The organism is Saccharopolyspora rhizosphaerae, from assembly GCF_003931915.1.
In the GTDB taxonomy this organism is placed as follows: domain Bacteria; phylum Actinomycetota; class Actinomycetes; order Mycobacteriales; family Pseudonocardiaceae; genus Saccharopolyspora; species Saccharopolyspora rhizosphaerae.
The window spans coordinates 135,203-160,749 of record NZ_RSAA01000026.1 but is presented as its reverse complement, the minus strand read 5'-3'; the positions used below and the strand labels follow the sequence as shown (position 1 = coordinate 160,749).

At 70.7% G+C, this 25,547-nt stretch carries 21 protein-coding genes; 9 read left to right on the top strand and 12 right to left on the bottom strand.

The window, feature by feature from the left end; genetic code table 11:
- Window positions 1-26 precede the first annotated feature (26 nt).
- The 3 genes from murJ to EIL87_RS22370 all read right to left on the bottom strand — a co-directional run bounded on the left by murJ (window position 27) and on the right by EIL87_RS22370 (window position 4,692).
- Window positions 27-1,835 carry a murein biosynthesis integral membrane protein MurJ gene (gene murJ, locus EIL87_RS22380; RefSeq protein WP_233576484.1) on the bottom strand — a complete coding sequence of 603 codons (1,809 nt, stop codon included), beginning with the start codon at window positions 1,833-1,835 and terminating at the stop codon, window positions 27-29.
- Window positions 1,836-1,897: 62 nt separating this feature from the next.
- Window positions 1,898-4,123: a DUF6049 family protein gene (locus tag EIL87_RS22375; RefSeq protein WP_125092558.1), complete on the bottom strand. Its 2,226-nt coding sequence runs from the start codon at window positions 4,121-4,123 to the stop codon at window positions 1,898-1,900.
- Entirely contained in the window at window positions 4,120-4,692 is a 573-nt protein-coding gene (locus tag EIL87_RS22370) for an NUDIX hydrolase (RefSeq protein WP_125092557.1), read from the bottom strand. The genes EIL87_RS22375 and EIL87_RS22370 overlap by 4 nt, the downstream gene beginning before the upstream one ends.
- Before the next feature lie 122 nt (window positions 4,693-4,814).
- On the opposite strand from EIL87_RS22370, the gene EIL87_RS22365 reads away from it, so the two are divergent.
- Both EIL87_RS22365 and EIL87_RS22360 read left to right on the top strand, forming a co-directional pair.
- Complete coding sequence (locus EIL87_RS22365) at window positions 4,815-6,299, top strand: CCA tRNA nucleotidyltransferase (RefSeq protein WP_125092556.1); 1,485 nt, start codon at window positions 4,815-4,817, stop codon at window positions 6,297-6,299.
- A 151-nt stretch (window positions 6,300-6,450) separates the two neighbouring features.
- Window positions 6,451-7,023, top strand: coding sequence for a YqgE/AlgH family protein (locus EIL87_RS22360; protein ID WP_125092555.1), 573 nt, complete (start codon window positions 6,451-6,453; stop codon window positions 7,021-7,023).
- Between the two features lie 458 nt (window positions 7,024-7,481).
- Here EIL87_RS22360 and EIL87_RS22355 read toward each other — a convergent pair whose 3' ends face one another.
- Entirely contained in the window at window positions 7,482-7,883 is a 402-nt protein-coding gene (locus EIL87_RS22355) for an SdpI family protein (protein ID WP_125092554.1), read from the bottom strand.
- Between the two features lie 278 nt (window positions 7,884-8,161).
- Here EIL87_RS22355 and leuS point away from each other — a divergent pair, with 278 nt between their 5' ends.
- The 3 genes from leuS (at window position 8,162) to EIL87_RS22340 (ending at window position 14,478) form a co-directional block, all read left to right on the top strand.
- A complete protein-coding gene (gene leuS / locus EIL87_RS22350; RefSeq protein WP_125092553.1) occupies window positions 8,162-11,068 on the top strand; it encodes a leucine--tRNA ligase in 2,907 nt (968 codons plus the stop codon).
- A 413-nt stretch (window positions 11,069-11,481) separates the two neighbouring features.
- Window positions 11,482-13,425: an acyl-CoA dehydrogenase family protein gene (locus EIL87_RS22345; RefSeq protein ID WP_125092552.1), complete on the top strand. Its 1,944-nt coding sequence runs from the start codon at window positions 11,482-11,484 to the stop codon at window positions 13,423-13,425.
- 105 nt (window positions 13,426-13,530) lie between these two features.
- Window positions 13,531-14,478, top strand: coding sequence for a hypothetical protein (locus EIL87_RS22340; RefSeq protein ID WP_125092551.1), 948 nt, complete (start codon window positions 13,531-13,533; stop codon window positions 14,476-14,478).
- On the opposite strand, the gene EIL87_RS22335 is transcribed toward EIL87_RS22340, so the two are convergent.
- Genes EIL87_RS22335 through EIL87_RS22320 form a run of 4 tightly spaced genes read right to left on the bottom strand, consistent with a single transcriptional unit; the run spans window position 14,479 to window position 17,710 of the window.
- Entirely contained in the window at window positions 14,479-15,759 is a 1,281-nt protein-coding gene (locus tag EIL87_RS22335) for a cytochrome P450 family protein (RefSeq protein ID WP_125092550.1), read from the bottom strand.
- 15 nt (window positions 15,760-15,774) lie between these two features.
- Window positions 15,775-16,125 (bottom strand): DUF742 domain-containing protein, encoded by a 351-nt coding sequence (locus EIL87_RS22330; RefSeq protein ID WP_125092549.1) that lies wholly within the window; start codon window positions 16,123-16,125, stop codon window positions 15,775-15,777.
- On the bottom strand, window positions 16,122-16,529 hold the full coding sequence (locus EIL87_RS22325) for a roadblock/LC7 domain-containing protein (RefSeq protein ID WP_125092548.1): 408 nt from the start codon (window positions 16,527-16,529) through the stop codon (window positions 16,122-16,124). The genes EIL87_RS22330 and EIL87_RS22325 overlap by 4 nt, the downstream gene beginning before the upstream one ends.
- Window positions 16,526-17,710, bottom strand: coding sequence for an ATP-binding protein (locus EIL87_RS22320; protein WP_125092547.1), 1,185 nt, complete (start codon window positions 17,708-17,710; stop codon window positions 16,526-16,528). The genes EIL87_RS22325 and EIL87_RS22320 overlap by 4 nt, the downstream gene beginning before the upstream one ends.
- A gap of 609 nt (window positions 17,711-18,319) precedes the next feature.
- Here EIL87_RS22320 and EIL87_RS22315 point away from each other — a divergent pair.
- Window positions 18,320-18,700 (top strand): hypothetical protein, encoded by a 381-nt coding sequence (locus EIL87_RS22315; protein ID WP_125092546.1) that lies wholly within the window; start codon window positions 18,320-18,322, stop codon window positions 18,698-18,700.
- Between the two features lie 6 nt (window positions 18,701-18,706).
- On the opposite strand, the gene EIL87_RS22310 is transcribed toward EIL87_RS22315, so the two are convergent.
- The gene (locus tag EIL87_RS22310) at window positions 18,707-19,405 is read right to left on the bottom strand and encodes a TetR/AcrR family transcriptional regulator (RefSeq protein WP_125092545.1); all 699 of its coding nucleotides are present in this window, start codon (window positions 19,403-19,405) and stop codon (window positions 18,707-18,709) included.
- Between the two features lie 189 nt (window positions 19,406-19,594).
- On the opposite strand from EIL87_RS22310, the gene EIL87_RS22305 reads away from it, so the two are divergent.
- Complete coding sequence (locus tag EIL87_RS22305; protein WP_125092544.1) at window positions 19,595-19,861, top strand: glutaredoxin domain-containing protein; 267 nt, start codon at window positions 19,595-19,597, stop codon at window positions 19,859-19,861.
- A 239-nt stretch (window positions 19,862-20,100) separates the two neighbouring features.
- Here EIL87_RS22305 and EIL87_RS22300 read toward each other — a convergent pair whose 3' ends face one another.
- The gene (locus EIL87_RS22300; protein WP_125092543.1) at window positions 20,101-20,373 is read right to left on the bottom strand and encodes a hypothetical protein; all 273 of its coding nucleotides are present in this window, start codon (window positions 20,371-20,373) and stop codon (window positions 20,101-20,103) included.
- Between the two features lie 254 nt (window positions 20,374-20,627).
- Between EIL87_RS22300 and ptsP the strand changes: the two genes are divergently transcribed.
- Window positions 20,628-22,259, top strand: coding sequence for a phosphoenolpyruvate--protein phosphotransferase (ptsP, locus tag EIL87_RS22295; RefSeq protein ID WP_125092542.1), 1,632 nt, complete (start codon window positions 20,628-20,630; stop codon window positions 22,257-22,259).
- A gap of 20 nt (window positions 22,260-22,279) precedes the next feature.
- Here the strand turns inward: ptsP and EIL87_RS22290 are convergent, their stop codons facing one another.
- Entirely contained in the window at window positions 22,280-22,957 is a 678-nt protein-coding gene (locus EIL87_RS22290; RefSeq protein WP_125092541.1) for a response regulator, read from the bottom strand.
- Window positions 22,954-24,129 (bottom strand): MacS family sensor histidine kinase, encoded by a 1,176-nt coding sequence (gene macS / locus EIL87_RS22285; protein ID WP_233576483.1) that lies wholly within the window; start codon window positions 24,127-24,129, stop codon window positions 22,954-22,956. The genes EIL87_RS22290 and macS overlap by 4 nt, the downstream gene beginning before the upstream one ends.
- A gap of 205 nt (window positions 24,130-24,334) precedes the next feature.
- Between macS and EIL87_RS22280 the strand changes: the two genes are divergently transcribed.
- Window positions 24,335-25,531 carry a GGDEF domain-containing protein gene (locus EIL87_RS22280; RefSeq protein ID WP_125092539.1) on the top strand — a complete coding sequence of 399 codons (1,197 nt, stop codon included), beginning with the start codon at window positions 24,335-24,337 and terminating at the stop codon, window positions 25,529-25,531.
- Window positions 25,532-25,547 lie beyond the last annotated feature (16 nt).

Below are 25,547 nucleotides of genomic sequence, written 5' to 3'. Positions count from 1 at the left end.
ACAGACGAGGGTACGTGACGCGAAAGTCACCGACGACGCAGCAAACCGGTGAGGCGCCCAATCGCGGGTTGAAGTTCGGCCACTCGAAGCATGGACATCGATCCGAAGATCACCGCGAAGCCCACCGCGCTGCCGAACAGCAACTGCAACCAACCGGTTCCGGCCCCGGCCGAACCCGGGACGAGCGCGTCGACGCCGAGCGCCACGCCCCACGCGGCGAACCCGCCGACCACCGAGGCGAGCGTGGACTTCCCCAGGGTCACCAGGAAACGCCGGCTGCCCAGCGGTCCGAGCCGGTGCCGCAGCCAGGCTTCGCCGACCAGCCAGCCGACGACGAACGTGAAGGAGTTGACGAAGGTCAGGCCGAAGACGATCTGGTCGGGCGGCAGCACCGCGGCGACCACGATCGCCAGCAGCACCTTCGCCACCGTCATCACGACCATGATCAGCGTCGGGGTGCGGGCGTCGCTGAGCGCGTTGAACGTCCGCATCTGCATCATCGTCAGCGCGTACGGCAGCACGCCGAAGGCCGAGACCGCCAGCGCCAAGCCGAGCGTCGTGGCCGAGCCGGTCTCGCCGCGCAGCGCGAACAGCGACAGCGCCAGCGGCACGCCGAGCGCGGTCATCACGGCGCTGACCGGCATCAGCGTCACCGTCGACAGCCGGCTCCCCAACGACAGGTCGTCGATCACCTTCGCGTAGTCCTCGTCGGCGGCGGCCGCCGACATCCGCGGCAGGATCGCGGTCATGATGGAGAAGCCGATGACGCCGTAGGGCAGCTGCAGCAGCATCCACACGTAGTTGTAGGTCGACCAGCCGCCCTCGTCGCCGGTGAAGGCGACCCGGCTCAGCGCGATCAGGCCGATCTGGCTGACCGCGACGTAGGCCAGCATCCACAGCGCGAGCCCGCCGAACTCCGACAGCCGCGAGTCCCAGCCCCAGCGCCAGCGGAACCTGAAACCGGTGGAGCGCAGCGCCGGGACCTGGATGGCGGCCTGGCTGACCACGCCGAGCGTGACGCCGACGCCCAGCACCAGGACGTGCGCGTCGGTCATCGACACCGGGTTCAGCGACATCTCCCCCGGCAGCAGCATGTACGCGCCGATCGTGAAGATCACGACCAGGTTGTTGACCACCGGCGCCCAGGCCGGTGGGCTGAAGATCTGCTTGGACTGCAGGACCGCACCGGCCAGCGCGGAGAGGCCGTAGAAGAAGATCTGCGGCAGCAGCAGATAGGCCAGGACGTTGACGAGGTCGAGGTTCGAGGTGTCCGACTCGGTGACGAAGATCCAGGTCAGGAGCGGTGCGCAGAGCACGGCGATGGCCGTGCCGATGCCCAGCACCACCACGGCCAGCGTCATCATCTGCTGCACGAACCGCTGACCGCCGTCGGCGTCGGCCTTCTGCGAGCGCACCAGCACCGGCACCACGACGCTGGTCAGCACGCCGCCGATGAGCAGCTCGAAGATGCTGTTGGGCAGCGTGTTGGAGACGTTGAACGAGTCGTTGATGACCCCGAAGCCGACCGCGAAGGCCAGCAGCAGCTTCCACAGGAAGCCGGTGATCCGGCTGATCAGGGTCGCGATGGCCATCGAGCCGCTGGCCTTGAGCAGCGACGGCTTGCCCGGTGAGACAGGCCGGATGACCTGCGTCTGCTCGGCGGACTGCTCGAAGGCCTGGTCCGGACCGGGCTCGGCGGGGACCGCGGAGATCGGCTGCGTCTCGGCGACGTGCCAACCCTGCCGAGCGCTGCGCTCCGGTGCGGAGCCGCGGTCGATCGGCATGGTCGGGCTTTCCGGCTGACCGCCGGACCGCCTGGGGTCGTGTCCGTTCACTGCCTCAATCCTCACCCACGCCTGCGCTGCCCGGGCGGGCCCGGGACGTCCGACCCAGGATCTCAGCCCCGGTCGCGGTCCCCTCCGGTGGTGGGCTGGTCAGTGATGGGGAACGCGGAGCCGGCGTGCGCCAGCGGTTCGGTCTCCGCCGTGTCCGAGGGCTGCTGACCTGCGGTTCTGCGTTCGCGGCGGGACCTGATCTTGTTCAGGATCCGCCGCAGCGACATGAGCACCAGCACGGCCCCGGCGATGCCGGTCAGCCAGGGGATCAGCGCGCCGTACTCGGTGGACTCCATCGGCAGCCGCTTCGTGGTGCCCAGCTGCGTGCCGCCCCCGGCCGTGACGCTGATGTCGACCATGAACCGGCCGGCGCGCTGCGCCGAGGCCTCGAGCATGAACTGCCGGCGCCCGTTGGCGGGCACGGTGGCCAGGCCGCCGCCGAAGTCGTGCTGCACCTCGACGCCGGGCACGGCCGGGATCTCGAACCGGATGCCGACGGTGAACGGCAGGTCGTTGACCACGGTGACCGGGATCGGGCTGTCCGAGGACAGCCGGTTGGTCGTGCCCGGGTACTCCTCGATCCGGACCTTGCCGAGCATGTCGTCGATCGGGACGGTCGCCCGCTTGACCCAGTCGTCGGCGGCGCCGGAGTTGCCGCGCCAGGCGCTGGAGACGCCGTGCAGCAGGCCGTTGCGCAGCGGGGTGGTGACCCGTCCTGGCGAGACGGTCTGGGCGAGGTCGGACTTCGACGACCGCGCCAGGTCGCCGACCCTGAAGTTCTGGGCGGCCAGCGCGTCGATCGTCTCGCGCGGGACCTCCGCGCCGCCCGCCTGCACCGGGTAGGTGAGGTTGGCTTCGGCGAGCGTCGCGGGGTTCGGCGAGGGCAGCGCGTTCAGCCGGACCAGCCCGGCGGCGTCGAGCTTCGACAGGCCGGTGAGCAGTCCGCGCAGCTCGTCGGCGCGCATGTTCCAACGGCGCGGCGGGACCAGCACCGAGGTCGCGTTCGGCACGAAGCCGCCGGTGGCCCGGAAGGCCAGGGCACCGAGCGCGTTCTGCGCGGTCAGCGCACCTCCGCCGGGCGGCGACGGCTCGGTGACCTCCTGTTGGGTGTCGCGGTTGGGGTCCAGCGCGGACGCCAGCAGCGGGTCGATCGGGATGGCGGTCGTGTCGTGCCCCCGGAGCTTGACCGGGGTGAGCGAGCCGGCCGGGATGTCCACCGCCCGGGTGTCGAGCAGCATCGTCGACGGCAGCTTCCCGATCTTCGGGTCGGCCAGCGCGCCCTCGATCGGCCACATGATGTTGCGCGGTTCCACGCCGAGCCCGTCCGGCGCGCTGATCAGCTGAGCGCCGTCCATCGCCCCGTCGACGAGGTCGGACAACCCGGCGCGGCCGAGCGCGACCACGTCGGCGTCGGCGTAGGGCAGGGCGATGACGCAGCGGCCTGCGGTGGCCTGGCGGAGCTTGGTCAGCCACAGGTCGGCGGCCGAGCGGCCGATGCCTTCGACGAGGGTGCCGTTGGGCTGGCGGACCTGGTAGCCGCCCTGCATCGCCTTGGCGGTGATCAGCAGGTCGGGGTCGATGGCGAAGCACAGCGCGTTGCCCAGCGAGGAACCCGCCGGGGCGCTGTCGCTGATGGCCTGCACGAGGTCGTAGAGGCGACCGCCGGGCGCGAGCGAGGTGGACAGCTGGTCGTCGACGAGCACCGCGCGCCCGCCCGGCAGCGCCTCGCGCTCCAGGCGTGGGGTGTCGACGATCGGCACGACCAGGCTCGCCGGGGTCGCTTCCGGGGGCCGCAGCGGCGGTGCGCCTGGCAGCCCGGTGACCGGCAGCAGGAACTGGGCTTCGGCGACCTGCGAGCGCCCGGCCTGCACGTTGACGACCAGCGGGAAGACCCCTGGCTCGCTGAGCTGGAGCGAGTGGGGGCCGGTCAGCGGGATGCGGACCTGGACGGGCAGCGTCTGGCCGGGCTCGACGCGGTCGGCGATGGGGGCCGAGGCGGGCTCGGTGATGCCCTCGGAGCCCTCGCGCATGGTTCGCTGCACGGCCGGTTCGCTGGTCGGCGCGCTGCCGCGCTCGACGCGGGCCTGAACTCCGGTGAGCGGGCGGCTGCTGCGGTTGGTCAGTTCACCGCTGATGACGACGTCGCCGGGGCCTCCCCCGTCGACCACCGAGGGGGTGACCTTGGTCACCTCGAAGTCGGCTGAGCCGCCGCTCTGCGCGGTCGCCTGAGTGACCGGCAGCATCGCGAACAACAGCACCGCGCACAGCGCGGCCAGCAGGAACCTCACGTCTGCTCCGTCCCGCTCCCTCTCGTCGGTCGTGCCCCGAGGCGCTCGCCTCCCGCGAGGCCGGCGCCGCCACCGCCACCGTCGCGCAGGCTCAGGGCCCGGCGCACCAGCCGGCGTTCGTCGGCGTAGGCCAACACCTCGTCCAGCTCACCGAGCGGCATCCACGCCACCTCGGTGACCTCCACGTCCTCGTCGGACAGCTCCCCGCCCACCGCGTCCAGCAGGAAGTGGTGAACGGTCTTGTGGATTCGCCGGTTTCCCGCGACGAACCAGTAATCGATGGTGCCGATCGCGGTCACCACGCGGCCGATGATGCCGGTCTCCTCCGCCACTTCCCGCACCGCGGTCTGCTCCGGCGTCTCACCAGGCTCGATGTGTCCCTTGGGCAACGACCACAACAGCCGCCCCCGGCGATCCAGCCTCCCGATGATCGCAGCCAGCCCGTGGACGGCGTCGATGACCAACCCTCCGGCCGAGGTCTCGTCGACGGTCCGCAGTCGACGCCGCCGGCGCCGGTTTCGACGCCCCGGCTGGGAACCGCCGGAGGAGCGGCCGGGCGACGGGGGCATGCCCTGATGGTAGAGGTTTCGACATCTCGTGGTCGTCTTGCTGGGCGGCGCGGCCGGTGGAACTCGACCTCCGTCGCAGGTGTGCGTCGTGGGTGGGCTCGTGGCCGATACCCTGGTGAATCGTGTCCACCAAGCAGCACGCCGGTTCCGGTCAGCAGTCCTCGGAGCGAGAAGCTCAGCGCAACGCGGTCGTCGAGCTGATCAAGGTCGCTCCGATCGCCGAGGAACTCGGCGAGCGCTTCGCCGACGCCGGCCACCGCCTCTACCTGGTGGGCGGCAGCGTGCGGGACGCGCTGCTGGGACGGCTGGGCACCGACCTCGACTTCACCACCGACGCGCGACCCGAGCAGGTGCGCGACCTGCTGGCCGGGTGGGCCGAGACCACCTGGGACACCGGCATCCAGTTCGGCACGCTGGGCGCCTACCGGCACGGCACCACGGTGGAGATCACCACCTTCCGCGCCGACAGGTACGACCGCGTCGGCCGCAACCCCGAGGTCGCCTTCGGCGACACCATCGAGGGCGACCTGGTGCGCCGGGACTTCACCGTCAACGCGATGGCCATCCAGCTGCCCGAGCGCTCGTTCGTGGACCTGCACGGCGGCATGGCCGACCTCCTCGCCGAGCGGCTGGACACCCCGGCGACGCCCGAGGAGTCCTTCGCCGACGACCCGCTGCGGATGCTGCGGGCCGCGCGCTTCGTCTCCCAGCTCGGCTTCGCGCCCAGCGAGCGGGTGGTCAAGGCGATGACCGAGATGTCCGCCGAGATCACCCGGATCACGCCCGAACGCGTGCAGGTGGAGCTGTCGAAGCTGCTGTGCGGGCGGTTCCCGCGGCGCGGTGTCGAGCTGCTGGTCGAGTCCGGTCTGGCCGACCACGTGCTGCCCGAGGTCCCGGCGATGAAGCTGGAGATCGACGAGCACCACCAGCACAAGGACGTCTACCGCCACTCGCTGACCGTGCTCGACCAGGCCATCGACCTGGAGAGGGCGGCCGACCCGGACGCCGAGCCGGACCTGGTGCTGCGGCTGGCGGCGCTGCTGCACGACATCGGCAAGCCCGCGACCAGGCGGTTCGAGTCCGGTGGCGGCGTGAGCTTCCACCACCACGAGGTGGTCGGGGCGAAGATGACCCGCAAGCGGCTTCGGGCGCTGCGCTACCCGAAGGACGTCATCAACCAGGTGTCCGACCTGGTCTTCCTGCACCTGCGGTTCCACGGCTACAGCGACGGGCAGTGGACCGACTCGGCGGTGCGCCGCTACGTCAACGACGCCGGTCCGCTGCTGCCCCGGCTGCACAAGCTGGTGCGCGCGGACTGCACGACGCGCAACAAGCGCAAGGCCAACGCCCTGCAGCGCGCCTACGACGACCTCGAGGAGCGGATCGACCGGATCGCCGCGGAGGAGGACCTGGCGAAGGTCCGTCCGGACCTCGACGGCAACGAGATCATGAACCTGCTCGGCGTGGAGCCGGGGCCGGTCGTGGGCAAGGCGTGGAAGCACCTCAAGGAGCTCCGGCTCGACCGCGGACCCATGTCCCGCGAGGAGGCCGTCGAGGAGCTGCACCGCTGGGCCCGCGAGCAGGGCATCGAAGTACCAGGTCAGTGACCTGCCGGGCTTTCAGTATTAATGCTGAGTGGTGAACAGTGAGCATTACTCCTGGTTGGTGAACACCCAGTCGTTCTTCCGTGCGGGTTTCCGCCCGTCTTGTTGCCGGAGGAAGGGGTCACTCCGGGCGATCCGGTGAGATCATGCGGGAGTGGGATCGGACGCTGAGGTGGAGCCGGGGACGCTGCTGGTCGCTGCTCCGCAGCTGATGGACAAGAACTTCCGGCGGACCGTCGTCTACGTCATCCACCACCGCGCGGAGGGGACGCTGGGTGTCGTGCTGAACCGGCCGAGCGAGGTCGCGGTGCACGAGGTGCTGCCGAAGTGGGGAGACCACGCGACGCTCCCCCAGTCGCTGTTCGTGGGCGGTCCGGTCGAACAGCGCACGGCGATCTGCCTGGCGACGTTGCGCGCCGGTGAGGACGTGTCGGCGATCGACGGGATGGTCGGGGTGCGCGGTCCGGTGGGCATGGTCGACCTCGACGGCGACCCGGACGCGCTGGCGCCCAGAACGCGCGGGCTGCGCTTCTTCGCGGGCTACGCGGGGTGGGACGCGGGCCAGCTCGCCGGGGAGATCGAGCGCGGCGACTGGCTGGTCGTCCCGGCGCTGCCGGACGACGTCATCGCCGACCCGGACACCGAGCTCTGGTCCCGGGTGCTGCGCAGGCAGGGGCCCCCGCTGGCCTTCCTCGCGACCCACCCCGGCGACGTGAAGCTGAACTGAAGTCCTTTCAGCTCGGCGGTGCGGTGGCCGACCCCGACCGGGTCGACGGACTCCGCGACCGCTCCCCGACATGGCGACGCGTCCCCCGCAACGTGCGTGAAGCCCTCAGGAGCTGTGGCCGCCGCCGGAGCCCCCGTTCACGCTTCGCGAGAAGTTCGACGGGGAACTTCAGCCGTCCAACGTCGCGCGCACTTCGAAGGGGGAACTTCGGCCGTCCACCGCGCTCGGGATGACGTTCGCGTCGGGGATCCCATGTTCGGACGCCGCGTCGCTGATCAGCGCAGCTGCCCGCAGCGCGCTCGAACTTCGCGCGACATTCGACGGCTCCTGCGGGGCCCGGGGCTGAACGGCAGGTCCAGGGGCAACCGCGCGCACCAGCGCGACTGGTTGTCCACAACCTGTGGACAACGTCCTGTGGACAACTGTGGAGAACCTGGGGAGAGGTGCGTCTCCACTGGTCAGCCGCCGCAGCAGCCGCCTGCGCAGCCTCCGCAGCCACCGGCCGGAGCGGGGGCGGGGACGGTCTCCGCGGCGCGGTTGCCCACAACCCCACCGACGGTCATCAACCCGAACGCGCCGACCAGGCCGAGCACCCCGACCAGGGCGACGCTGAACCCGCTCGCCAGCGCCGGCAGCGACGCGCCGGCCAGGACGGCGACCCCGCCGGCGGCGAGCATCGCCGGGCCGGCGGCCCGGTTGGCCAGTTCGAAGGCCTCCTCGCTGCGCATCGCGGCGGGCGTCCGCACGCCGACGTAGGTGTTGAGGGGCAGCGAACCGCGGAGGCCCCGGAACCCGAGCAGCAGCAGGGCCGCTCCGCCGAGGATCAGAACCGCGCAAAGGATCACCTGAACAGCGAGCACACCGGCAGCCTAGACCTCCGGCCGCGCGGGATCGGCCCCACGTGCGCTTCGGGTGTGCTGCCCCACACGCCACTCGGAAGCCGTTTTGCCTGGTCCGCTACTCTGGAGGCATGAGCGCGCAGCTGCTTCTTGCGAGGCCGCGTTGAGCCGATGAGACCGGTTCGGCGCGGCGACCCCTCATGCCCGAGCAGGGCTGGGGGGTTTTCCGTTTTTCGGGGGCGGCACACTAGAGCGCACGAACGCGCGCGTTCCGGCGGAGCAGGGAAGGACGCAACGACATGACTGGCCGGCCACACGAGGTCAACACAGCGGGGCCAGCCTCTTCTCCCGAAGAGGTCCCGGCGTACCGGTACACGGCGGGGACCGCGACCGAGATCGAGCAGCGCTGGCAGCGGGAGTGGACCGAGCGCGGCACGTTCCACGCGCCGAACCCGACCGGCTCGCTCGCCGAGGGCGGCGAGGTGCCCCGGGACAAGCTGTTCGTCCAGGACATGTTCCCGTACCCGTCCGGTTCCGGTCTGCACGTCGGACACCCGCTGGGCTACATCGGCAGCGACGTCTACGCCCGCTACTACCGGATGCTGGGCCGCAACGTGCTGCACACGATGGGCTTCGACTCCTTCGGCCTGCCCGCCGAGCAGTACGCGGTGCAGACGGGCACGCACCCGCGCACCACGACCGAGGCCAACATCCAGCGGTTCCTGGGCCAGATCCGCCGGCTGGGCCTCGGCCACGACGAGCGCCGCCGCATCGCCACCACCGACATCGAGTTCTACCGGTGGACCCAGTGGATCTTCCTGCAGATCTTCAACGCCTGGTACGACCCGGACGCCGACGGCGGCAAGGGCCGGGCGCGGCGGATCAGCGAGCTCGAGGACGAGTTCGCCTCCGGTGAGCGCGTCACCCCGGACGGCCGTCCGTGGTCCGAGCTGTCCGAGGTCGAGCGCCGCGAGATCATCGACTCCCACCGACTGGCCTACCTGTCCGAGGCGCCGGTCAACTGGGCGCCGGGCCTGGGCACCGTGGTGGCCAACGAGGAGGTGACCGCGGAAGGGCTGACCGAACGCGGCAACTTCCCGGTGTTCCGCCGCAACCTGAAGCAGTGGATGATGCGGATCACCGCCTACGCGGACCGCCTGGTCGACGACCTGGACCGGCTGGACTGGCCGGACAAGGTCAAGACGATGCAGCGGAACTGGATCGGCCGCTCGCAGGGCGCCAACGTGGTGTTCCCGGTCGGCGAGTCCGGACGTTCCGTCGAGGTCTTCACCACCCGTCCGGACACCCTGTTCGGCGCGACCTACATGGTGCTGGCGCCGGAACACCCGCTGGTCGACGAGCTGACCACCGACTCGTGGCCGGACGGCACCGATGACCGCTGGACCGGCGGCGCGGCCAAGCCGGCGGACGCGGTGGCCGCCTACCGGCGTGCCGCGTCGATGAAGTCGGACCTCGACCGGCAGGAGAACCGGGAGAAGACCGGCGTCTTCACCGGTGCCTACGCCACCAACCCGGTCAACGGCGCCCGCATCCCGATCTTCATCGCCGACTACGTGCTGATGGGCTACGGCACCGGCGCGATCATGGCGGTGCCGGGCCAGGACCAGCGCGACTGGGACTTCGCCACGGTGCTGGGCCTGCCGATCATCCGCACCGTGCAGCCGGCCGACGGGTTCGAGGGCGAGGCCTACACCGGTGACGGACCGGCCATCAACTCCGCGTCCGAGACCACCGGCCTGAGCCTGAACGGCCTGGACATCGCGGACGCGAAGAAGACCGTGATCGCCTGGCTGGAGGAGCACGGCCACGGCCGCGGCACGGTCCAGTACAAGCTGCGCGACTGGCTGTTCGCCCGCCAGCGCTACTGGGGCGAGCCGTTCCCGATCGTCTACGGCTCCGACGGCGTGCCGCGCGGTGTGCCGGAGGACCAGCTGCCGGTCGAGCTGCCGGAGGTCGAGGACTACTCGCCGCGCACCTTCGACCCGGAGGACGCCGACTCGCGCCCGGAACCGCCGCTGGCCAAGGCGGAGTCGTGGCGCCACGTCGAGCTGGACCTGGGCGACGGGCTGAAGCACTACGAGCGCGACACCAACGTCATGCCGCAGTGGGCGGGTTCGTGCTGGTACCAGCTGCGCTACATCGACCCGGACAACTCCGAGCGCTTCGTCGACCCGGAGAACGAGCGCTACTGGATGGGCAAGGACCCGGAGCACCACGGCGCCAACGACCCGGGCGGCGTGGACCTGTACGTCGGCGGTGTGGAGCACGCGGTGCTGCACCTGCTGTACTCCCGCTTCTGGCACAAGGTGCTGCACGACCTGGGCTACCTCTCCTCGGAGGAGCCGTACCGGCGGCTGTACAACCAGGGCTACATCCAGGCCTACGCGTTCACCGACTCGCGTGGCGTCTACGTCCCGGCCGAAGAGGTCGAGGAGAAGGACGGCACGTTCTTCCACCAGGGCGAAGAGGTCTTCCGCGAGTACGGGAAGATGGGCAAGAGCCTGAAGAACTCGGTCTCGCCGGACGAGATGGCCGACACCTACGGCGTGGACACGCTGCGGCTGTACGAGATGTCGATGGGCCCGCTGGAGGCCTCGCGGCCGTGGGTGACCAAGGACGTCGTCGGCTCGCACCGCTTCCTGCAGCGGTTGTGGCGCAACGTCGTCGACGAGACCACCGGTGAGCTGCGGGTGACCGACCAGGAACCCGACACCGAGATGCTCCGCGCGCTGCACAAGACGATCGCCGGGGTCCGGGAGGACTTCACCGAGCTGCGGTTCAACACGGCGGTGGCGAAGCTGATCGAGCTGAACAACCGGATCACCAAGACCTACTCGTCGGACGCGGGCACCCCGCGTTCGGTGGTGGAGCCGCTGGTGCTGATGGTCGCGCCGCTGACGCCGCACCTGGCCGAGGAGCTGTGGTCCCGCCTGGGCCACGAAGGCAGCCTGGCGCACGGTCCGTTCCCGGTGGCCGACGAGCAGTACCTGGTCGAGGACTCGATCGAGTACCCGATCCAGGTCAACGGCAAGGTCCGCTCCCGCGTCCAGGTGCCGACCTCGGCCGACCAGGAGGCGGTCAAGGCCGCGGCGCTGGAGGACGAGAAGATCATCGCGGCCATGGACGGCAAGGAACCCCGCAAGGTCATCGTCGTCCCCCACCGCCTCATCAACGTCGTCGTCTGACGCACCCGCACCGATCGCTCGGAAGCCGCGGTTCTCCCGGGAGAACCGCGGCTTCCGCTCTTCCAGGTGCAGAACGCCACCCTCCCAGCAACCCGGACTCACCCCGTTCTGACCACCTCTGACCACCGCGGAAGCCCAGCCCGGACACGCGCGGGAGTGTCGGACCGCCGCGGTGTTCCGGCGCGTTGATCACCGCGGTGTTCAACGACCCGATCACCGGGGTAGTCCGGGTGTCGAGCCGAGCGGTGGCTGACGAGCCCGCTGCGGTGCGACCTCCCGGTGGGGCGCCGGTCGTGTCCCGGCGTTCCGGGGCGGTTGCCGCACCACGTCGTGCGGTGAGCCAGGTCGCATGGCAGGGTTACTCGTCGGTAACTACCGTGGGCGCCATCGGACCGCGAACAGTGGAGGCCGCGATGACCCATCCCGCATTCGACGCAGCTGAGCTCCGCACCTTGCTCGACGGGCGCTGGGCCTCGGTGCGCGAGAGGGTCCGCGCGTCGCTCCGCGACAACGACCTCGCCAACGCCGACGACCTCGACACCGAGAGCCACCGCGCCCGGACCTTCGAGCAGCTGCGCCTGCTGGCCAAGTCCGGCGTCCCCGAGCTCGGCTTCCCCGTCGCCCAAGGCGGAGGTGGGGACCAGGGCGGTTCCGTCGTCTCCCTGGAGCTGCTGTGCGGGAACCTCTCGCTGATGGTCAAGGCGGGTGTGCAGTGGGGCCTGTTCGGCGGGGCGGTCGTCGCGCTGGGCACCGAACGGCACCACGAGCGCTACCTGCGCGACATCATGAGCGCCGAGCTGCCCGGGTGCTTCGCGATGACCGAGACCGGTCACGGCTCCGACGTGCAGCGGTTGCGCACGACCGCCACCTACGACCCCGCGACGCGGGAGTTCGTCGTGCACACCCCGCACGAGGCGGCGCGCAAGGAGTACATCGGCAACGCCGCCCGCGACGGCCGGATGGCCGCGGTGTTCGCGCAGCTGATCGTCGGCGGTCAGAGCCACGGCGTGCACGCGCTGCTGGTCCCGATCCGGGACGAGGCCGGGAACGCCTGCGCCGGCGTGCGGATCGAGGACTGCGGTCGCAAGGCGGGTCTCAACGGCGTCGACAACGGCCGCCTCCACTTCGACCAGGTCCGCGTCCCGCGCGAGAACCTGCTCAACCGCTACGGCGACGTCGCCGAGGACGGCACCTACAGCAGTCCGATCGACAGCGAGGGCAAGCGCTTCTTCACCATGCTCGGCACGCTGATCCGCGGCCGGATCTCGGTGGCGGGCACCGCTGGTGCGGCCACCAAGCTGGCGCTGGAGATCGCGCTGCGCTACGCCGACGCGCGCAGGCAGTTCGACAAGCCGGGCGCTGACGAGGAGGTCGTGGTCCTCGACTACTTGGCGCACCAGCGGAAGCTGCTGCCGCCGCTGGCGAAGTCGTTCGCCCTGCACTTCGCGCAGGAGGAGCTGGTGCAGGCCCTCGACGAGGTGCAGCGCAGCGGTGACGAACGGACCCAGCGCGAGCTGGAGTCCCACGCCGCCGGGCTGAAGGCGGTCACCACCTGGCACGCCACGCACACCATCCAGGCCTGCCGCGAGGCCTGCGGCGGTGCCGGCTACATCAGCGAGAACCAGCTGGCCGGGCTCAAGGCCGACACCGACGTGTTCACCACGTTCGAAGGCGACAACACGGTCCTGCTGCAGCTGGTGGCCAAGGGGCTGCTGACCAACTACAAGGACCAGTTCGACGACCTCGGCACGCTCGGCCTGGCGAAGTTCGTCGCGGACCAGTTCGTGGGCGCGGTCATCGAGCGCTCGGCGGCGCACTCGATCGTGCAGCGCATCATCGACGCGTCCAACAAGGACGACATCCTCGACCGCGGCTGGCAGCTGAAGGCCTTCGAAGACCGCGAGGAGCACGTCCTCGACGGTCTCGGGCGCCGGTTGCGCAAGGCCGGCAAGGACAACGCCTTCGAGGTGTTCAACAGCGCCCAGGACCACGTGCTGCGCGCGGCGCGCGTGCACATCGACCGGATCGTGCTCGAGGCCTTCGTCGCCGCCGTCGACCGGTGCCAGGACCCACGCAACGCCGAGCTGCTGGACAAGCTCTGCGACCTCTACGCGCTGTCCACCATCGAGGAGGACAAGGCCTGGTTCCTGGAGCACGAGCGGATCAGCCCCCGCCGGGCCAAGGCCATCACGCGGGCGGTCAACACGCTCTGCGGCGAGATCCGGCCGCACGCGGTCGATCTGGTCGAAGCCTTCGGCATCCCGCGCCAGTGGCTCACGGCCCCCATCGCCACCGGAGCCGAGGAAGCCCGTCAGGAAGCCCAGATCGCCCACGACAAGTCCAATCCCCTTCCGTAGCGCGGGCAACGCCCTGGCAGCGGGGTTCGAGCTGGAGGTGTGGAACCGATCCGGCGCTCGTGCGTCTCAGTGGAGTACGTGTTGACACCACTGAGGGAGAGAGCGATGCGAGCGCTGGTTCGGAAGAGCGTGGTGGCCGCTGCGTGCGGTGCGCTGTTGGTGGGGGTGCCCGCGGTCGGCGGTGCCGCGGAGAGGGCGGCGCTCAGCTGCGACGACGACTCCAGCGGTCAGGAAGCGTCCTTCTACGACGGGTTGTCGGCGGGTTACACCTACGACGAGAAGTTCAGCGCCGGGCCGGGGATCCCGGGACTGCCTGAGCACACACCGCAGGGTCTCGCCGGGTGGAACGACTGGGACGGTTCGGGCAACGACCTGCTCCTGGTCACCGCGTACGGCAAGGACGGCAACAACGCCAAGATCTACGGCGTCGACCCGAAGTCCGGCAAGACCGTCGGTGACGTCGAGATCGCCGAGACCCACGCCAGCGGCATCGGGATCTCCCGCGGGTGGGCGTTCGTGACCGGCCGCAACACCGCCGACGGCAACTACTCGATCCGCAAGTACGAGCTCTCGAAGCTCGCCGACGCCCTCAAGGCCGAGGGCAGCCCGTACCTCAAGCAGACCGGCACGGCCCGCGAGGTCTACGGCGCGTCGTTCCTGGCCGGCGACGGGAACACGCTCTACGCGGGCAAGTACAGCCGGGACGGCCGCGAGAAGATGTACGCCTACAGCGTCGCCGCCAACGGTGACCTCACCACCGGGAAGTCCTACGAGATCCCCAAGGGCACGCAGGGCTTGATGGTCACCGGCGACAAGTTCGTCTACAGCACCTCGCTCTCCCGCGACGTGCGCAGCAACCTCTACGTGATCGACAAGGGCGCGACCGACATCGACATCCCGTCGACGCGCTGCTTCCGCTCGCCGAGCATGTCCGAGGGGATCGACGACGTCGGCGGAACCGCCTACGTGCTCTACGAATCCGGCTCCTACCAGTACCCGGACGCGCGCAACGTCATCCAGGACATGCACAAGGCCCCGCTCAGCGGGCTGTGATCAACCGCCGCGCAGCCACCTGACGAACGAACTCCACGCACCGGTCGGCTTGTGGGGACCGGGGTCACGCCGGATGACCGGCGGGGGTGGTCCGAGCCAGGGGCGGATCTGCTGGGGAGGTGGCGGGAACGTCACGGGCAACGACGCCAAGGCGCGGTGGAACGGGCTGGACTTCCACTCCAGCGCGTCGGCGGGCACCGCGGGTTCCAGGTCCGGCAACCGGTCCAGGACTCGTTCGACCGCCGCGGTGCCCGTCATCCGCGCGATGCGCTGCGCGGGTGTCGGGCACGCGTGCCGGCCTGCGCCGAAGGCGATGTGCGCTCGGTTGCCCACGCGGCCTTCCGCGGCCACCGCCGGGTCGGTGTTCGCACCGGCGAAGCTGATCAGCAGCGGTTGGTCGGCCGGCACCGGGGTGCCGCCGACCTGCGCCTCGCGCGGCGGGAAGACGGTGCCGTGGTTGGCGATCGGCGGGTCCGTCCACAGCACTTCGTCGAGCGCGTCGGCCACCGGGAGGCTGCCGCCGGAGAGGTCACCGGCGAAGCGCTCGTCGACCAGCAGCAACCGCAGCGTGTTCGCGATGAGGTTCTGCAGCGGTTCGCTGCCCGCCGCGCACAGGAGCGCCACCTGGTGCACGGCTTCGTCGTCGGTGAGCCCGGCTTGGTGCGCGAGCAACCAGGACACCACGTCGGGACCGGGTTTGGCGCGCTTGGCAGCGACGAGTTCGACGACGGTGGTGCGGAGGCTGCGCCCGTCGTCGGTCCCGGTGAACAGCGCCAGCGCACCGGAGACGATCTTCTCGGTGGTCACCGGCGGCGACCCGCAGATGCGGGTGACCATCAGCAGAGGCAGGACCTGGGCGTACTGCTCGACGAGGTCGGCCTTGCCGTCCGCGGCGAACCGGTCGATCAGCGCGTCGGCGGTCTCCTCGAGGTTGGTGCGCAGTTCCCGGGTGTCCACCCGCGCGAGGGCGTCGGTCATCGCACCGCGCAGCCGGGTGTGCGCGGCCCCGTCGGTGCCGTTGCAGTTCGGCTGGTGGCCCATGAGCGGCAGCACCGTGCAGTCCTGCGGGACGGTGCGCTCCCACGTCCTCGGGTCCTTCGGGAAGTTGGCCGGATCGCGCAGCACCTGCAGCGCTTCGGCGTAGCCGAGCACCAGGGTCGCGGGCACGTCCGGCGCGATCTCCACCGGAGCCGTGGGACCCGCCGCGCGCATCCGCCGGTAGGCGGTCTGCGGGTCGGCGGCGAAGTCGGGGCCGTGCAGCCGAGTTCGATCGTCGGTCACGAGGTCTCCTGCTCTCTACAAGCTGGCGCGGAGCCCGTCCAGGACGCCCTGCAGCAGTTCCAGCCGCGGTGGTTCGAGGTCGCGCTGGGCGGTGCGGGTGACGATGTGCCCGCTGTCCAGGAGATCGCCGAGCAGCACCTTCGTCACGCTGATCGGCAGTGCGAGGTGCCCGGCGATCTCGGCGACGGACTTGGCCCCGTCCCGGCACATCTCCAGCACCCGGCGCATCTCGGGTCCGACCGCGCCGGGCGAGGCGACGCGGATCGTGTAGATCTGGGTGTCCATCTCGAAGGTGTTGCGCGACGGGCGAGCCCGGCCGCGCGTGACGACGTGCGGGCGGACCAGCGAGCGCTGCGCGCGCTTCACGCGAGCTCACCGACGCGCAGGTCGGCGCTGAGCTCGGTGCCGAGCCGCTGGACGAGTACCACCAGGCGGTGGGTCATCGTCTCCACGTCGACCCCGGCGCCCGCCGAGGCGGCGACGTAGGCGCGCGGACCCGCGGCGACGAGGAAGATGTAGCCGTGGTCGTACTCGGTGATGGTCTGCTGCCACGCCTTCTCGGTCGATCCGCAGAACGCCGCGTTGGCGCGGGCCAGTGACTGCAGGCCGGACATGGCCGCGGCGTGCCGCTCGGCCTCGTCGCGGGTGATGTCCGCCGAGTGGGCGATCAGCAGGCCGTCGGAGGACAGCAGGATCGCGTGCTTGGCCTCCGGGACCCGCAGGGCCTCGTCGAGCATCCACCCCAGGTCGTGCCGTTGGTCGCTGTTCATGGCGCGGTGTTTCCCTCTTCGTCGTCCGGTTTCTCCTCGGACCCGCGACCGGTGAGGCTGCCGCGCTGCCACGCCCCCATCACCGATGGCTTGCCCCTTCCCCAGTTGCCGTGCTCGGCTGCCTGCGCGGGCACGGTGGTGCTGCGGCGCTGCCGCTTCGGCAGCCCGCCGCTGGTCTGCTGCTCCGCGACCGGTTCGTTCATCGCCGGTGCGGGTGCGGGTGTTCCGGTCTTGGTGAGCAGTTCGTTGGGCAGGAACAGCACCGCACGCATGCCCCCGTAGGGCGAGGCGGCTTCCACGAAGACCTTGAACCCGTACCGGGCGGCGAGCACCCCGGCGAGCGCGAACCCGATCTGCGGCGGGTCCCCCAACTTGTTGATGTCGACGACTTCCCGGCCGGTGAGCAGGGCTTTCGCGCGTTCCCGCGCTTCCGGGGCCATGCCGACCCCGGCGTCGTCGACGACGATGGACAACCCGTTGTGCGCGGGCTGGAAGTGCACCTGCACCTGCGTGGCGGGCTGCGAGTAGCGAGCCGCGTTGTCGAGCAGTTCCGCCAGCGCGAGCACGACGGGTTCGACGGCCCGGCTGGTCACGGCCAGCTCGCTCTCGGAGTGCGTCTCGATGCGCAGGTAGTCGCGGATGCGGGAGGTCGCCCCGCGCACCACGTCGAGCACCGGAGCGGCCGAGCGCTGCTGGCCGGGCCAGGTCCCGCACAGCACGGCGGTGGCCTGCGCGCGCCTGACGAGCTGCGAGTTGGCGTGGTCGATCTTCATCAAGCCGGCGAGCACGGCGGGGTCGTCGTGCTCGTGCTGCATCTCGCTGATCGCGAGCTGCTGCTCGTTGGCGAGGCTCTGCACGCCGCGCATCGTGGAGATCAGCGTGGCCTTGGCGGCGCGGTCCGCCCGCTGCCGTGTCTCGTCGGCGAAGCCCGCGAACTGCCCGATGGCGGTCTGCAGCTCGTGCTGGAAGGCGGTGTCGGCGAGGTTGGGCCGCAGCGGCCCGGGCACGTCGATGGGCAGGCCGCGCTCGGCGTCCATCAGCGCCGGAAGTCGCCGGGTGACCAAGTGGTGCGCTTCCTCATCGCGCAGCCGGATCTGGAACTTGAGGCGCTGCAGGGATACCAGGAAGGCCAGCAGAATCACTACGATTGCCGCGAGGGCGACCCACAATGCCACGTCCACTTGGGAGTGCTCCGTCGTTAGCGTGCGTGAAGGAATTCGAAAGCGCTGGGATCGCTGAAGCTACCACGTCACCGGTGCGACGATCGAAGGTGATTCACGGGGTGAACCACCACTGATCGTGACGGATCAAGGCGGCATGACCAGCGAATACGTCAGCTAGGTAGTCAGCCATTGCGACACCCGCGTGATCTGCGAGCGCATTCTGATCAGCATTCAGATGCGCTCGGTGACAACCCGGCCGGTGCTGCCCGGGACTGCGCCGAACGACGGAAATCCGCGAATCAGCGCAACCGAATTCCCCGCCGCGATCTCGAACCTGAGCCCGAATCCCCGAACCTGATGAACTTCGCGCAATCATCCCGAACACCGGATACAATCGCGAAATTTTGATCACCCGTCCCTGCGGTGCAGCTGCCCCCGGGTGAACGCCGTGCCGTGGTGCTGCGGCTCCCGATGTCGCAGGCGGCGCCACCGAGCTGGTGACCGCGGGCCCCGCTGGCCGCCTCGCCCACGCGGATCTGCCACGCCCGAGGGGAAGCCGCTGTCGAACCGCTCCGCCGTGCCGCTAGTGTCTCCACATCGGACAGCCGAAAAGAAAGGCACGGCAACATGTTTCACGCATTCACGCTTCCGGAGGTCTCACCCGGGTTGCTCATCGCGGCGGGATCACTCCTGGTGACGGTGGTGTTCTTGCTGACCTTCCCGCTGCGCGGTGGCCACGGTCAGCACGCCGGCTCCGGTCCGGGGACGCTGACCGTGTGGGCGCTGCGCGAGTCGCTCGCCAAGCCTCCTGCACAACCCTCTGAGATCGCAGCATTCCTCCTCGAAGCGATGCGGGCGGAGCGGCGCCCCGGCACGGCTCGGGAGCGCGCGAAGCTGGAGCCGCCACCCTACGTCGGGGTGCACCGCAAGGCCGTGGAGCACGTGATCGACGTCGTTCACCCGCGCGTGCCGGTCTTCCTGGCCCCCGGCGCCCTGCGACCACACTGAGTCAGCTCAGGTGAGGCCGCTCTCCGCCGCGAGCTCCTGCAGTGCGGCGTCGAAGAGCTGGTCCGCGTGGAACAGCTCGAAGGGGAAGCGGCCGAACACCTCCAGAGCGATGTGCCCGTAGAGGCGGACCCACCAGCGCATCAGGAAGTAGACCGCCTCGGCGTCGAGGGCTCCCGGCGGCATGTCGATGCCCTCGTCGGAGAAGGCTTCGGCCAGCGACTTCTGCTGCACCGACAGGTCCGGCAGGTCGACCGGCGCCTTCACCTCCTCGCCCGCGTTGGGGTTCTCCGAGATCATCGGGGCGACGATGCTCAGGAAGACGCCCGCGAAGCGGTCGGGCTGCCGGGAGCGGTCCTTCGGGGTGGCGAAGACGAGCGCGAACTCCTTCGGGTGCGCCAGCGCCCAGGAGCGGAACCGGCGGCACACCGCGAAGGTGCGGTCCAGGAAGCGTTCGGTGGCCGGGTCGAACGCCGCCGAGAGCTCGACCGAGAGGTCGGCGCAGATGTCGTCGCAGAGCTGGCGCAGCAGGTCCTCGCGGGAGGAGTAGTAGCGGTAGAGGGCGGGCGCGGTGATGCCCAGCTCGCGAGCGATCGCGCGCAGCGTCACCGCGTCGCTGCCGTGCTCCCCGAGCAGCATCCGCGCGTGCCGCCGGATGTCCTGCTCGGTGGCAGCCCGCGCGCGCTCGCGCGGAGACAGCTCCGTCATGTCCCTCGCCTCTCGGTCCGGAGGAAGCGGCCCACTTCGTGGGACGGTCGGTCAGACCGTAACGGGCGTCACGTCGGGTCTCCAAGGCGTCCTGTGTGGACGACATGACCTGCGTCTCCCCGTGGATGAATTCGCCGCCGCGATTGTTCAAGCTCGGTGAGAAGAGTCGTGGGCGAACTTGGAGGTCGGATGTCCGCCGAAGAAGTCACCGTGTACAGCAGGCCGGGCTGCCCGTTCTGCATGTCGCTGCGCGCGGGCCTGCAGAGTTCGGGCTTGGCCTTCACCGAGGTCGACATCTGGCAGGACCCGGAGGCGGCGGGCGTCGTGCGCTCGATCGCCGACGGCAACGAGACGGTGCCGACGGTGGTGATCGGGGACTGGAGCGCGGTCAACCCCTCCACCCGCGACGTGCTCTCCGCGGTGGCGGAGCACGCTCCGCACCTGCTGCCCGCCTGAGGTTTCGCGCTGAGGGCCGACCGCACGGGGGGCGTTGCGGCCGGCCCACAGCAGGTTGCGATCGTCGATGGCGCGAATACCGACGAGCAGCAACCCGTTCAGTTTGACGGCAACGTCCCGGCAAAAGATCCACCTTGACAGCGGAATTCGCTCGAACGGTGGATCAACAGTGGAATAATCGCCCCACTCGCGGGGTGTGCGGTGCGGTGAACGTGACTCGTCTTCGCAGGTGAGGGGCACTACTCGCCGCTCCTGCGTGATCTTCCTCCTCGCCGCGGACTGCTCCCGCCGGAGTCCCCGGTCGAGGCGATCGGGGACTGGGGCTCTTCGTGGTGGCTGGTGTCGACCGGCTCGCCTGGCGGGTCCGTCCGGCCGGAGATCTCGGAGCCGTGTTCGGTGTCGTGGTCGTCCGCCGGGGGCCGGGCCGCGAAGAAGGTCGCGACCGCGGTCAGCTGTTCGGCGAACCAGTCGATCTCGAGCGTCGGTTCGGTGAGCGTCGCTGTGATTGCCATGGCTCTAGCCTGCGATTTCAGGGGTGCCGACCGGATCCGTACAGCTACTCACCCACTACCTGTGAGCGGCGCCACCCGCTGCTGCATCCGGGTTGCGCAAGAACCCGGGGTGGGCCTGCGTGCTCGTCATCTCACACGATCAAGCCAAATGGGGACCGCGTCCCTACGCTGGTCCTCGAAGCGGGGCGTGTGGTGCGTGTCGTACCCGCGCCGCGCGGTTCTGCTGAGCAATTCGGGAAGGTATGGTCTAGACCATGTCGCGTTTGACCGGTGTCGGAGTCAGCTCCGGCCGGGCCTCCGGGCCCATCGTCCGGGTCGCCGACCCGCTGCCCGAGCCCGCCGCCACGCCCGCCCCGGACGACCTGGTCGCCGAGGCCGCGCGCATCCGCCCTGCCGCCGACACCGTCGCCGAAGGGCTCTTCCAGCGCGCCGCCAAGGTCGGCGGTGACGCCAAGGCCGTGCTCGAGACCACCGCCGCCATGGCCATGGACCCGGCCTTGATCTCGCAGGCCGAGCAGTTCGTCGCCACCCGCTCGCTGCCCGCCGCCCGCGCGGTCCACGAGGCTGCCAACGGCTTCGCCGACTCGCTGCGCGCCGCCGGGGGCTACATGGCCGAACGCGCGCGCGACGTGCACGACGTCCGGGACCGGATCATCGCCGAGATCGAGGGCGTCACCCCGCCCGGCGTTCCCGAGCTGGCCACGCCGAGCGTGCTCGTGGCGCGCGACCTCGCGCCCGCCGACACCGCCGACCTCGATCCGCAGCTGGTGCTGGCGCTGGTCACCGAGGAGGGCGGGCCCACCAGCCACACCGCGATCCTCGCCCGCGCGCTGGGCATCCCGGCCGTCGTCGCGGTCCGCGGTGTGCTCGACGCGGCCGGCGCCGGCGCCACCGTCGACGGCGACGGAGGTGACGTCGAGCTCTCCGACGACGTGACCGTGCGCGTCGCCGAGCACCCCGAGCACCTCGACTGGGACGGCGTCGGGCAGACCGCCGACGGCGTGCCGGTCAAGGTCCTCGCCAACGTCGGCTCCGCGACCGACTCGGCCACCGCCGTCGAAGCAGGTGCGCAAGGCGTCGGCCTGTTCCGCACCGAGTTCTGCTACCTCGGCGCCGACACCGAGCCGGACGTCGCCACCCAGCGCTCCGCCTACGCGGAGGTGCTCCGGCCCTTCGCGGGCAAGCCGGTGGTCGTGCGGACCCTCGACGCCGGGGCCGACAAGCCGCTGGCGTTCCTCGACATGGGGGTCGAACCGAACCCGGCGCTGGGCGTGCGCGGCCTGCGGGTCGTCTTCGACCAGCCCGACCTGCTGGACAGGCAGCTCGAGGCGATCGCAGGCGCGGCCCAGGACTCCGGGGCGGAGGTGTCGGTGATGGCGCCGATGGTCGCCACCGCCGAGGAAGCCGCGTGGTTCGCCGAACGCGCTCGCGCGGGCGGCATCGACCGGGTCGGCGTGATGATCGAGGTCCCGGCCGCCGCGCTGTCGGCCGCCGAGATCCTGCAGGCCGTGGACTTCGTCAGCCTCGGCACGAACGACCTGGCCCAGTACGTCTTCGCCGCGGACCGGATGGCGGGCGCGCTCGCGGGCCTCAACGACCCGTGGCAGCCGGCGCTGCTGCGGCTCATCGCGATGGTCGGTCAGGCGGGACGACAAGTCGACAAACCGGTAGGTGTCTGCGGCGAAGCGGCCTCCGACCCGCACCTGGCCGGTGTGCTGGCCGGGCTGGGCGTGACGAGCCTGTCGATGAACGCCTCGGCCGTCCGCGCCGTCGGTGCCGCGCTCGCGCAGCACCCGCACGCGACCTTCCGCAAGGCCGCCGAAGCCGCCCTCGACGCCCCGAGCGCAGCCGCGGCTCGGCAGACCACCAAGACGACGCTGTCCTGAGGACGGGGGCAAGGGCCAGGTCAGGCCTGCTCCTCGGCCTCCCCGTCCTGGTCGAGGCCGTGCTCGATGGCGTAGCGGGCGAGCTCGACGCGGTTGTGCAGCTGGAGCTTGCGCAGCGTGGACTGGACGTGGTTCTCCACCGTGCGGTGGGAGATCACCAGCTTGTTCGCGATCTGGCGCGCGGTCATGCCCTTGGCGACCAGCCGCAGCACCTCGGTCTCGCGCTCGGTCAGCTGCGGGGCCTGGTGCTCGGAGTCCGGCGTCACCGCCATCCGGCGGTACTCGCCGAGCACCAGACCGGCCAGGCCCGCGGTGAACACCGCGTCCCCCGCGGCGGTGCGCTGGACGGCGTCCACCAGCTCCTCCGCCGACGCCGACTTGACCAGGTAACCCGAGGCGCCCGCCTTGACCGCCTCCAACACGTCGGCGTGCTCACCGCTGGCCGACAGCACCAGCACCCGCGTCCCCGGGATCTCCTGGGTGATCTGCAGCGTCGCCTGCACGCCCGAGGAGTCGCCGAGGTTGAGGTCCATCAGCACCACGTCCGGCTTCACGGCCTGCGCGATGCGCAGGGCCGACCCGGCATCGCCCGCAGTGGCGCGGACCTCGAAGCCACGCTCGCCCAGGTCGCGCGCGACGCCATCCCGCCACATCGGGTGGTCGTCGACGACCATCACGGTGACCGGCGGTTCGCTCATCGCTCTCCTCCTCTGCGGCGCTTCGGCTCTCGCACGCGCGGAACCCGCACCTCCCACTCGGTGCCCTCACCCGGTGCGGTGTCGAGTTCGATCTTCCCACCCAGCTCGGCGACGCGTCCCCGAATGGACTTCGCGATCCCCATCCGGCCTTCGGCGGCGGCCTCGTCCAGCCGCCCCGCGGGGATGCCCGGCCCGTCGTCGCGGACGCTGAGCACGACCTCGTCCGGCAGCTCCTCGAGCAGCACCCACGCCTGGGCCTTCTCACCCGCGTGCTTGTCCACGTTGGCCAGCGCCTCCCGGACCACGGCCGCGAGCGCCGAGCTGAGCTGCTCGGACAGCCGCACCGGGTTGCCCGGCACCGACACGTGCACCCGGCCCGAGCGCAGCACCTGCAGCCGTGCCGCCAGGTCGGTCTCCCCGTCCTCCGTGGTCTCCGGTTTGGTGGCGATCAGCGAGCGCAGCTTGATCTCCTGCTCCCCCGCCAGCTCCGCGAGCTCGGCCGCCTCACCGCCGAGCTCCGAGCCCCGCCGGCGGACGCGGGCCAGCACCTGCAGCACGCTGTCGTGGATCGAGCGCGCGAGCCGTTCCCGCTCGGCCGTGGCGGCTTCCGCGCGCAGCGCCTGCGCGAGCCGTTCGGTGGAGCGGCGCGCGGTGTCGGAGTTCAGCCCGATCACCAGACCCACGCCGACCAGCAGCAGCGTGTCCAGCGCCATGTCGGACCCGGTGCGCCCGCGCACCAGCAGGTTGGCCGCGGCGGCGACGACGCCGGCGGTGAGCCCGCCCTTCACGCCCCACTGCACGGCCGCCGCGGTGACGCCGGTGGAGTGCCAGACCGTCACCACCGACGGGTCCGGCGAGCCCATCTGCGCCTCGGTCAGGATGAACTCGTTGAGCAGGAACAGCCCGTTCACCACGACGACGTCCGCGGCCACCAGCCGGTTCGTGCGCCCGGCGCGGGTCCAGTAGCGCCAGACGGTGAACACCGTCCACACGGCCATGCCGCAGAAGCAGATCGCCGCCAGCCACGGCCGCTCGTAGGACGGGTAGGACATGAAGAACCAGAACGCGGCGTAGAGGAACGTCACGACGCGAAAGACGTTGTGCCCCCGCCACAGCGGAGTGCGGCCGTCAGCCACCTGGGGCGGTGGCGACGGTGCTTGCGAACCGGTCACTGCGCATTCCTCCCGACCGACCATCCTGCCGCACGAGCAGGCCGTTCCGGAATCGCGCAGCGCGGGAAGCGATCTCCGCCGCTGCTCCCTTCCGCCGAGGCTCCACGCCCGGATAGGGGCTTTCCGGGCGAAACGCCGTTCTCGTTTTCACGTTGTGCTTCGTGGGGCGGATTCGCTGTGCCAGGCTCCCCGCGGGAGGTGAGCGATGGGGTGTTGGTCGTTGTGGCGGATGCGTCCTGCTGCGATCGGTTACGTCCTGCTGGTGCAAGCGTTGGCGCTGGCGCTCGTGGTGCTGGTCTTCGTGACCGGCCGACGACCTGGTCCGGACGACCTGCTCAACTTCGCCGCGATCGCCGTGACCGCCGGCGCGACCATCGTGGTCACCTCCGTGTCGATCAACCTCCGGAGGCAGGTCCGGCGCAACCCGTGGACGATGCACATCGTCTACCTCGCGGCCGGGATCCTGCTGCTGCCAACGAACTTGCTGGTCCTGCTGCTGCTCGGGCCCGCGCTGCACGCGGTCCTGCACGATCGTCCGGAGACCCACCGCTGGCTGTTCACCACCGCGGCCACGACCGTCGCCACGTTCGCCGCGCGACTGGTCATCGGGTGGGGGGAGCCGGTGTGGACCTCGGTCGGCTTCTTCACCGTCGGCGTCGTGCTGCTGGTGGTGCGCGCCGCGGTGGTCGCGGGCGGGATCCGGTTGCGGACCCCGGAAGCGCCGCGCGTCGCGGTCCTGGGCGAGCCGATCGACGTGCTGCTGGGCATCGTCGGCGCGAGCCTCGGAGGTCTGCTGGCGGTGGCGATGACGGCGGTGCCGTTCGCCGCGCTGCTCGCCGGGCCGCCGATGGTGCTGCTGGACCTCGCCAGCCAGCTGCCGCAGTGGCGGCGGACCGCCCAGCACGACGGCAAGACCGGCCTGGCCAACTCCACGCACTGGGAACGTCGAGCGCGGTGGGAGCTGATGCGTGCGCGGCAGCGGCAGCAGCCGGTCGCGGTGCTGCTGCTCGACCTCGACAACTTCAAGCGGGTCAACGACGAGCTCGGCCACCTTGCCGGTGATGTGGTGCTGTCCGCCTTCGCGCGGATGCTGCAGGACAACGTGCGTCGCGAGGACATGCCGGGCCGCTTCGGCGGTGAGGAGTTCGTGGTGCTACTGCCGGGGACCCAGTGCGACACCGCCTACCGCGTCGCCGACCGGATCCGGATGGCCACGGCGGGCCTGTCGGTGGCCACCCGCGACATCCGCGGCGAGCAGCGCGAGCTCACCGGGCTCACCGTGAGCATCGGCGTGGCGACCACCGGCAGGTTCGACTACGAGCTGACCGACCTCCTGGTCGCCGCCGACGCGGCGATGCTCGCCGCCAAGGCAGCAGGCCGCAACGCCGTCACGGTCGCCTGAAACCCCTGAGTCGCGT

Coding starts and splice junctions, on each gene's coding strand:
- leuS (WP_125092553.1), top strand. CDS start 8,162: ATGACTGGCCGGCCACACGAGGTCAACACAGCGGGGCCAGCCTCTTCT.
- EIL87_RS22305 (WP_125092544.1), top strand. CDS start 19,595: ATGTCCGCCGAAGAAGTCACCGTGTACAGCAGGCCGGGCTGCCCGTTC.
- EIL87_RS22340 (WP_125092551.1), top strand. CDS start 13,531: ATGCGAGCGCTGGTTCGGAAGAGCGTGGTGGCCGCTGCGTGCGGTGCG.
- EIL87_RS22310 (WP_125092545.1), bottom strand. CDS start 19,405: ATGACGGAGCTGTCTCCGCGCGAGCGCGCGCGGGCTGCCACCGAGCAG.
- EIL87_RS22315 (WP_125092546.1), top strand. CDS start 18,320: ATGTTTCACGCATTCACGCTTCCGGAGGTCTCACCCGGGTTGCTCATC.
- EIL87_RS22280 (WP_125092539.1), top strand. CDS start 24,335: ATGGGGTGTTGGTCGTTGTGGCGGATGCGTCCTGCTGCGATCGGTTAC.
- EIL87_RS22345 (WP_125092552.1), top strand. CDS start 11,482: ATGACCCATCCCGCATTCGACGCAGCTGAGCTCCGCACCTTGCTCGAC.
- EIL87_RS22290 (WP_125092541.1), bottom strand. CDS start 22,957: ATGAGCGAACCGCCGGTCACCGTGATGGTCGTCGACGACCACCCGATG.
- EIL87_RS22325 (WP_125092548.1), bottom strand. CDS start 16,529: ATGAACAGCGACCAACGGCACGACCTGGGGTGGATGCTCGACGAGGCC.
- EIL87_RS22370 (WP_125092557.1), bottom strand. CDS start 4,692: ATGCCCCCGTCGCCCGGCCGCTCCTCCGGCGGTTCCCAGCCGGGGCGT.
- ptsP (WP_125092542.1), top strand. CDS start 20,628: ATGTCGCGTTTGACCGGTGTCGGAGTCAGCTCCGGCCGGGCCTCCGGG.
- EIL87_RS22300 (WP_125092543.1), bottom strand. CDS start 20,373: ATGGCAATCACAGCGACGCTCACCGAACCGACGCTCGAGATCGACTGG.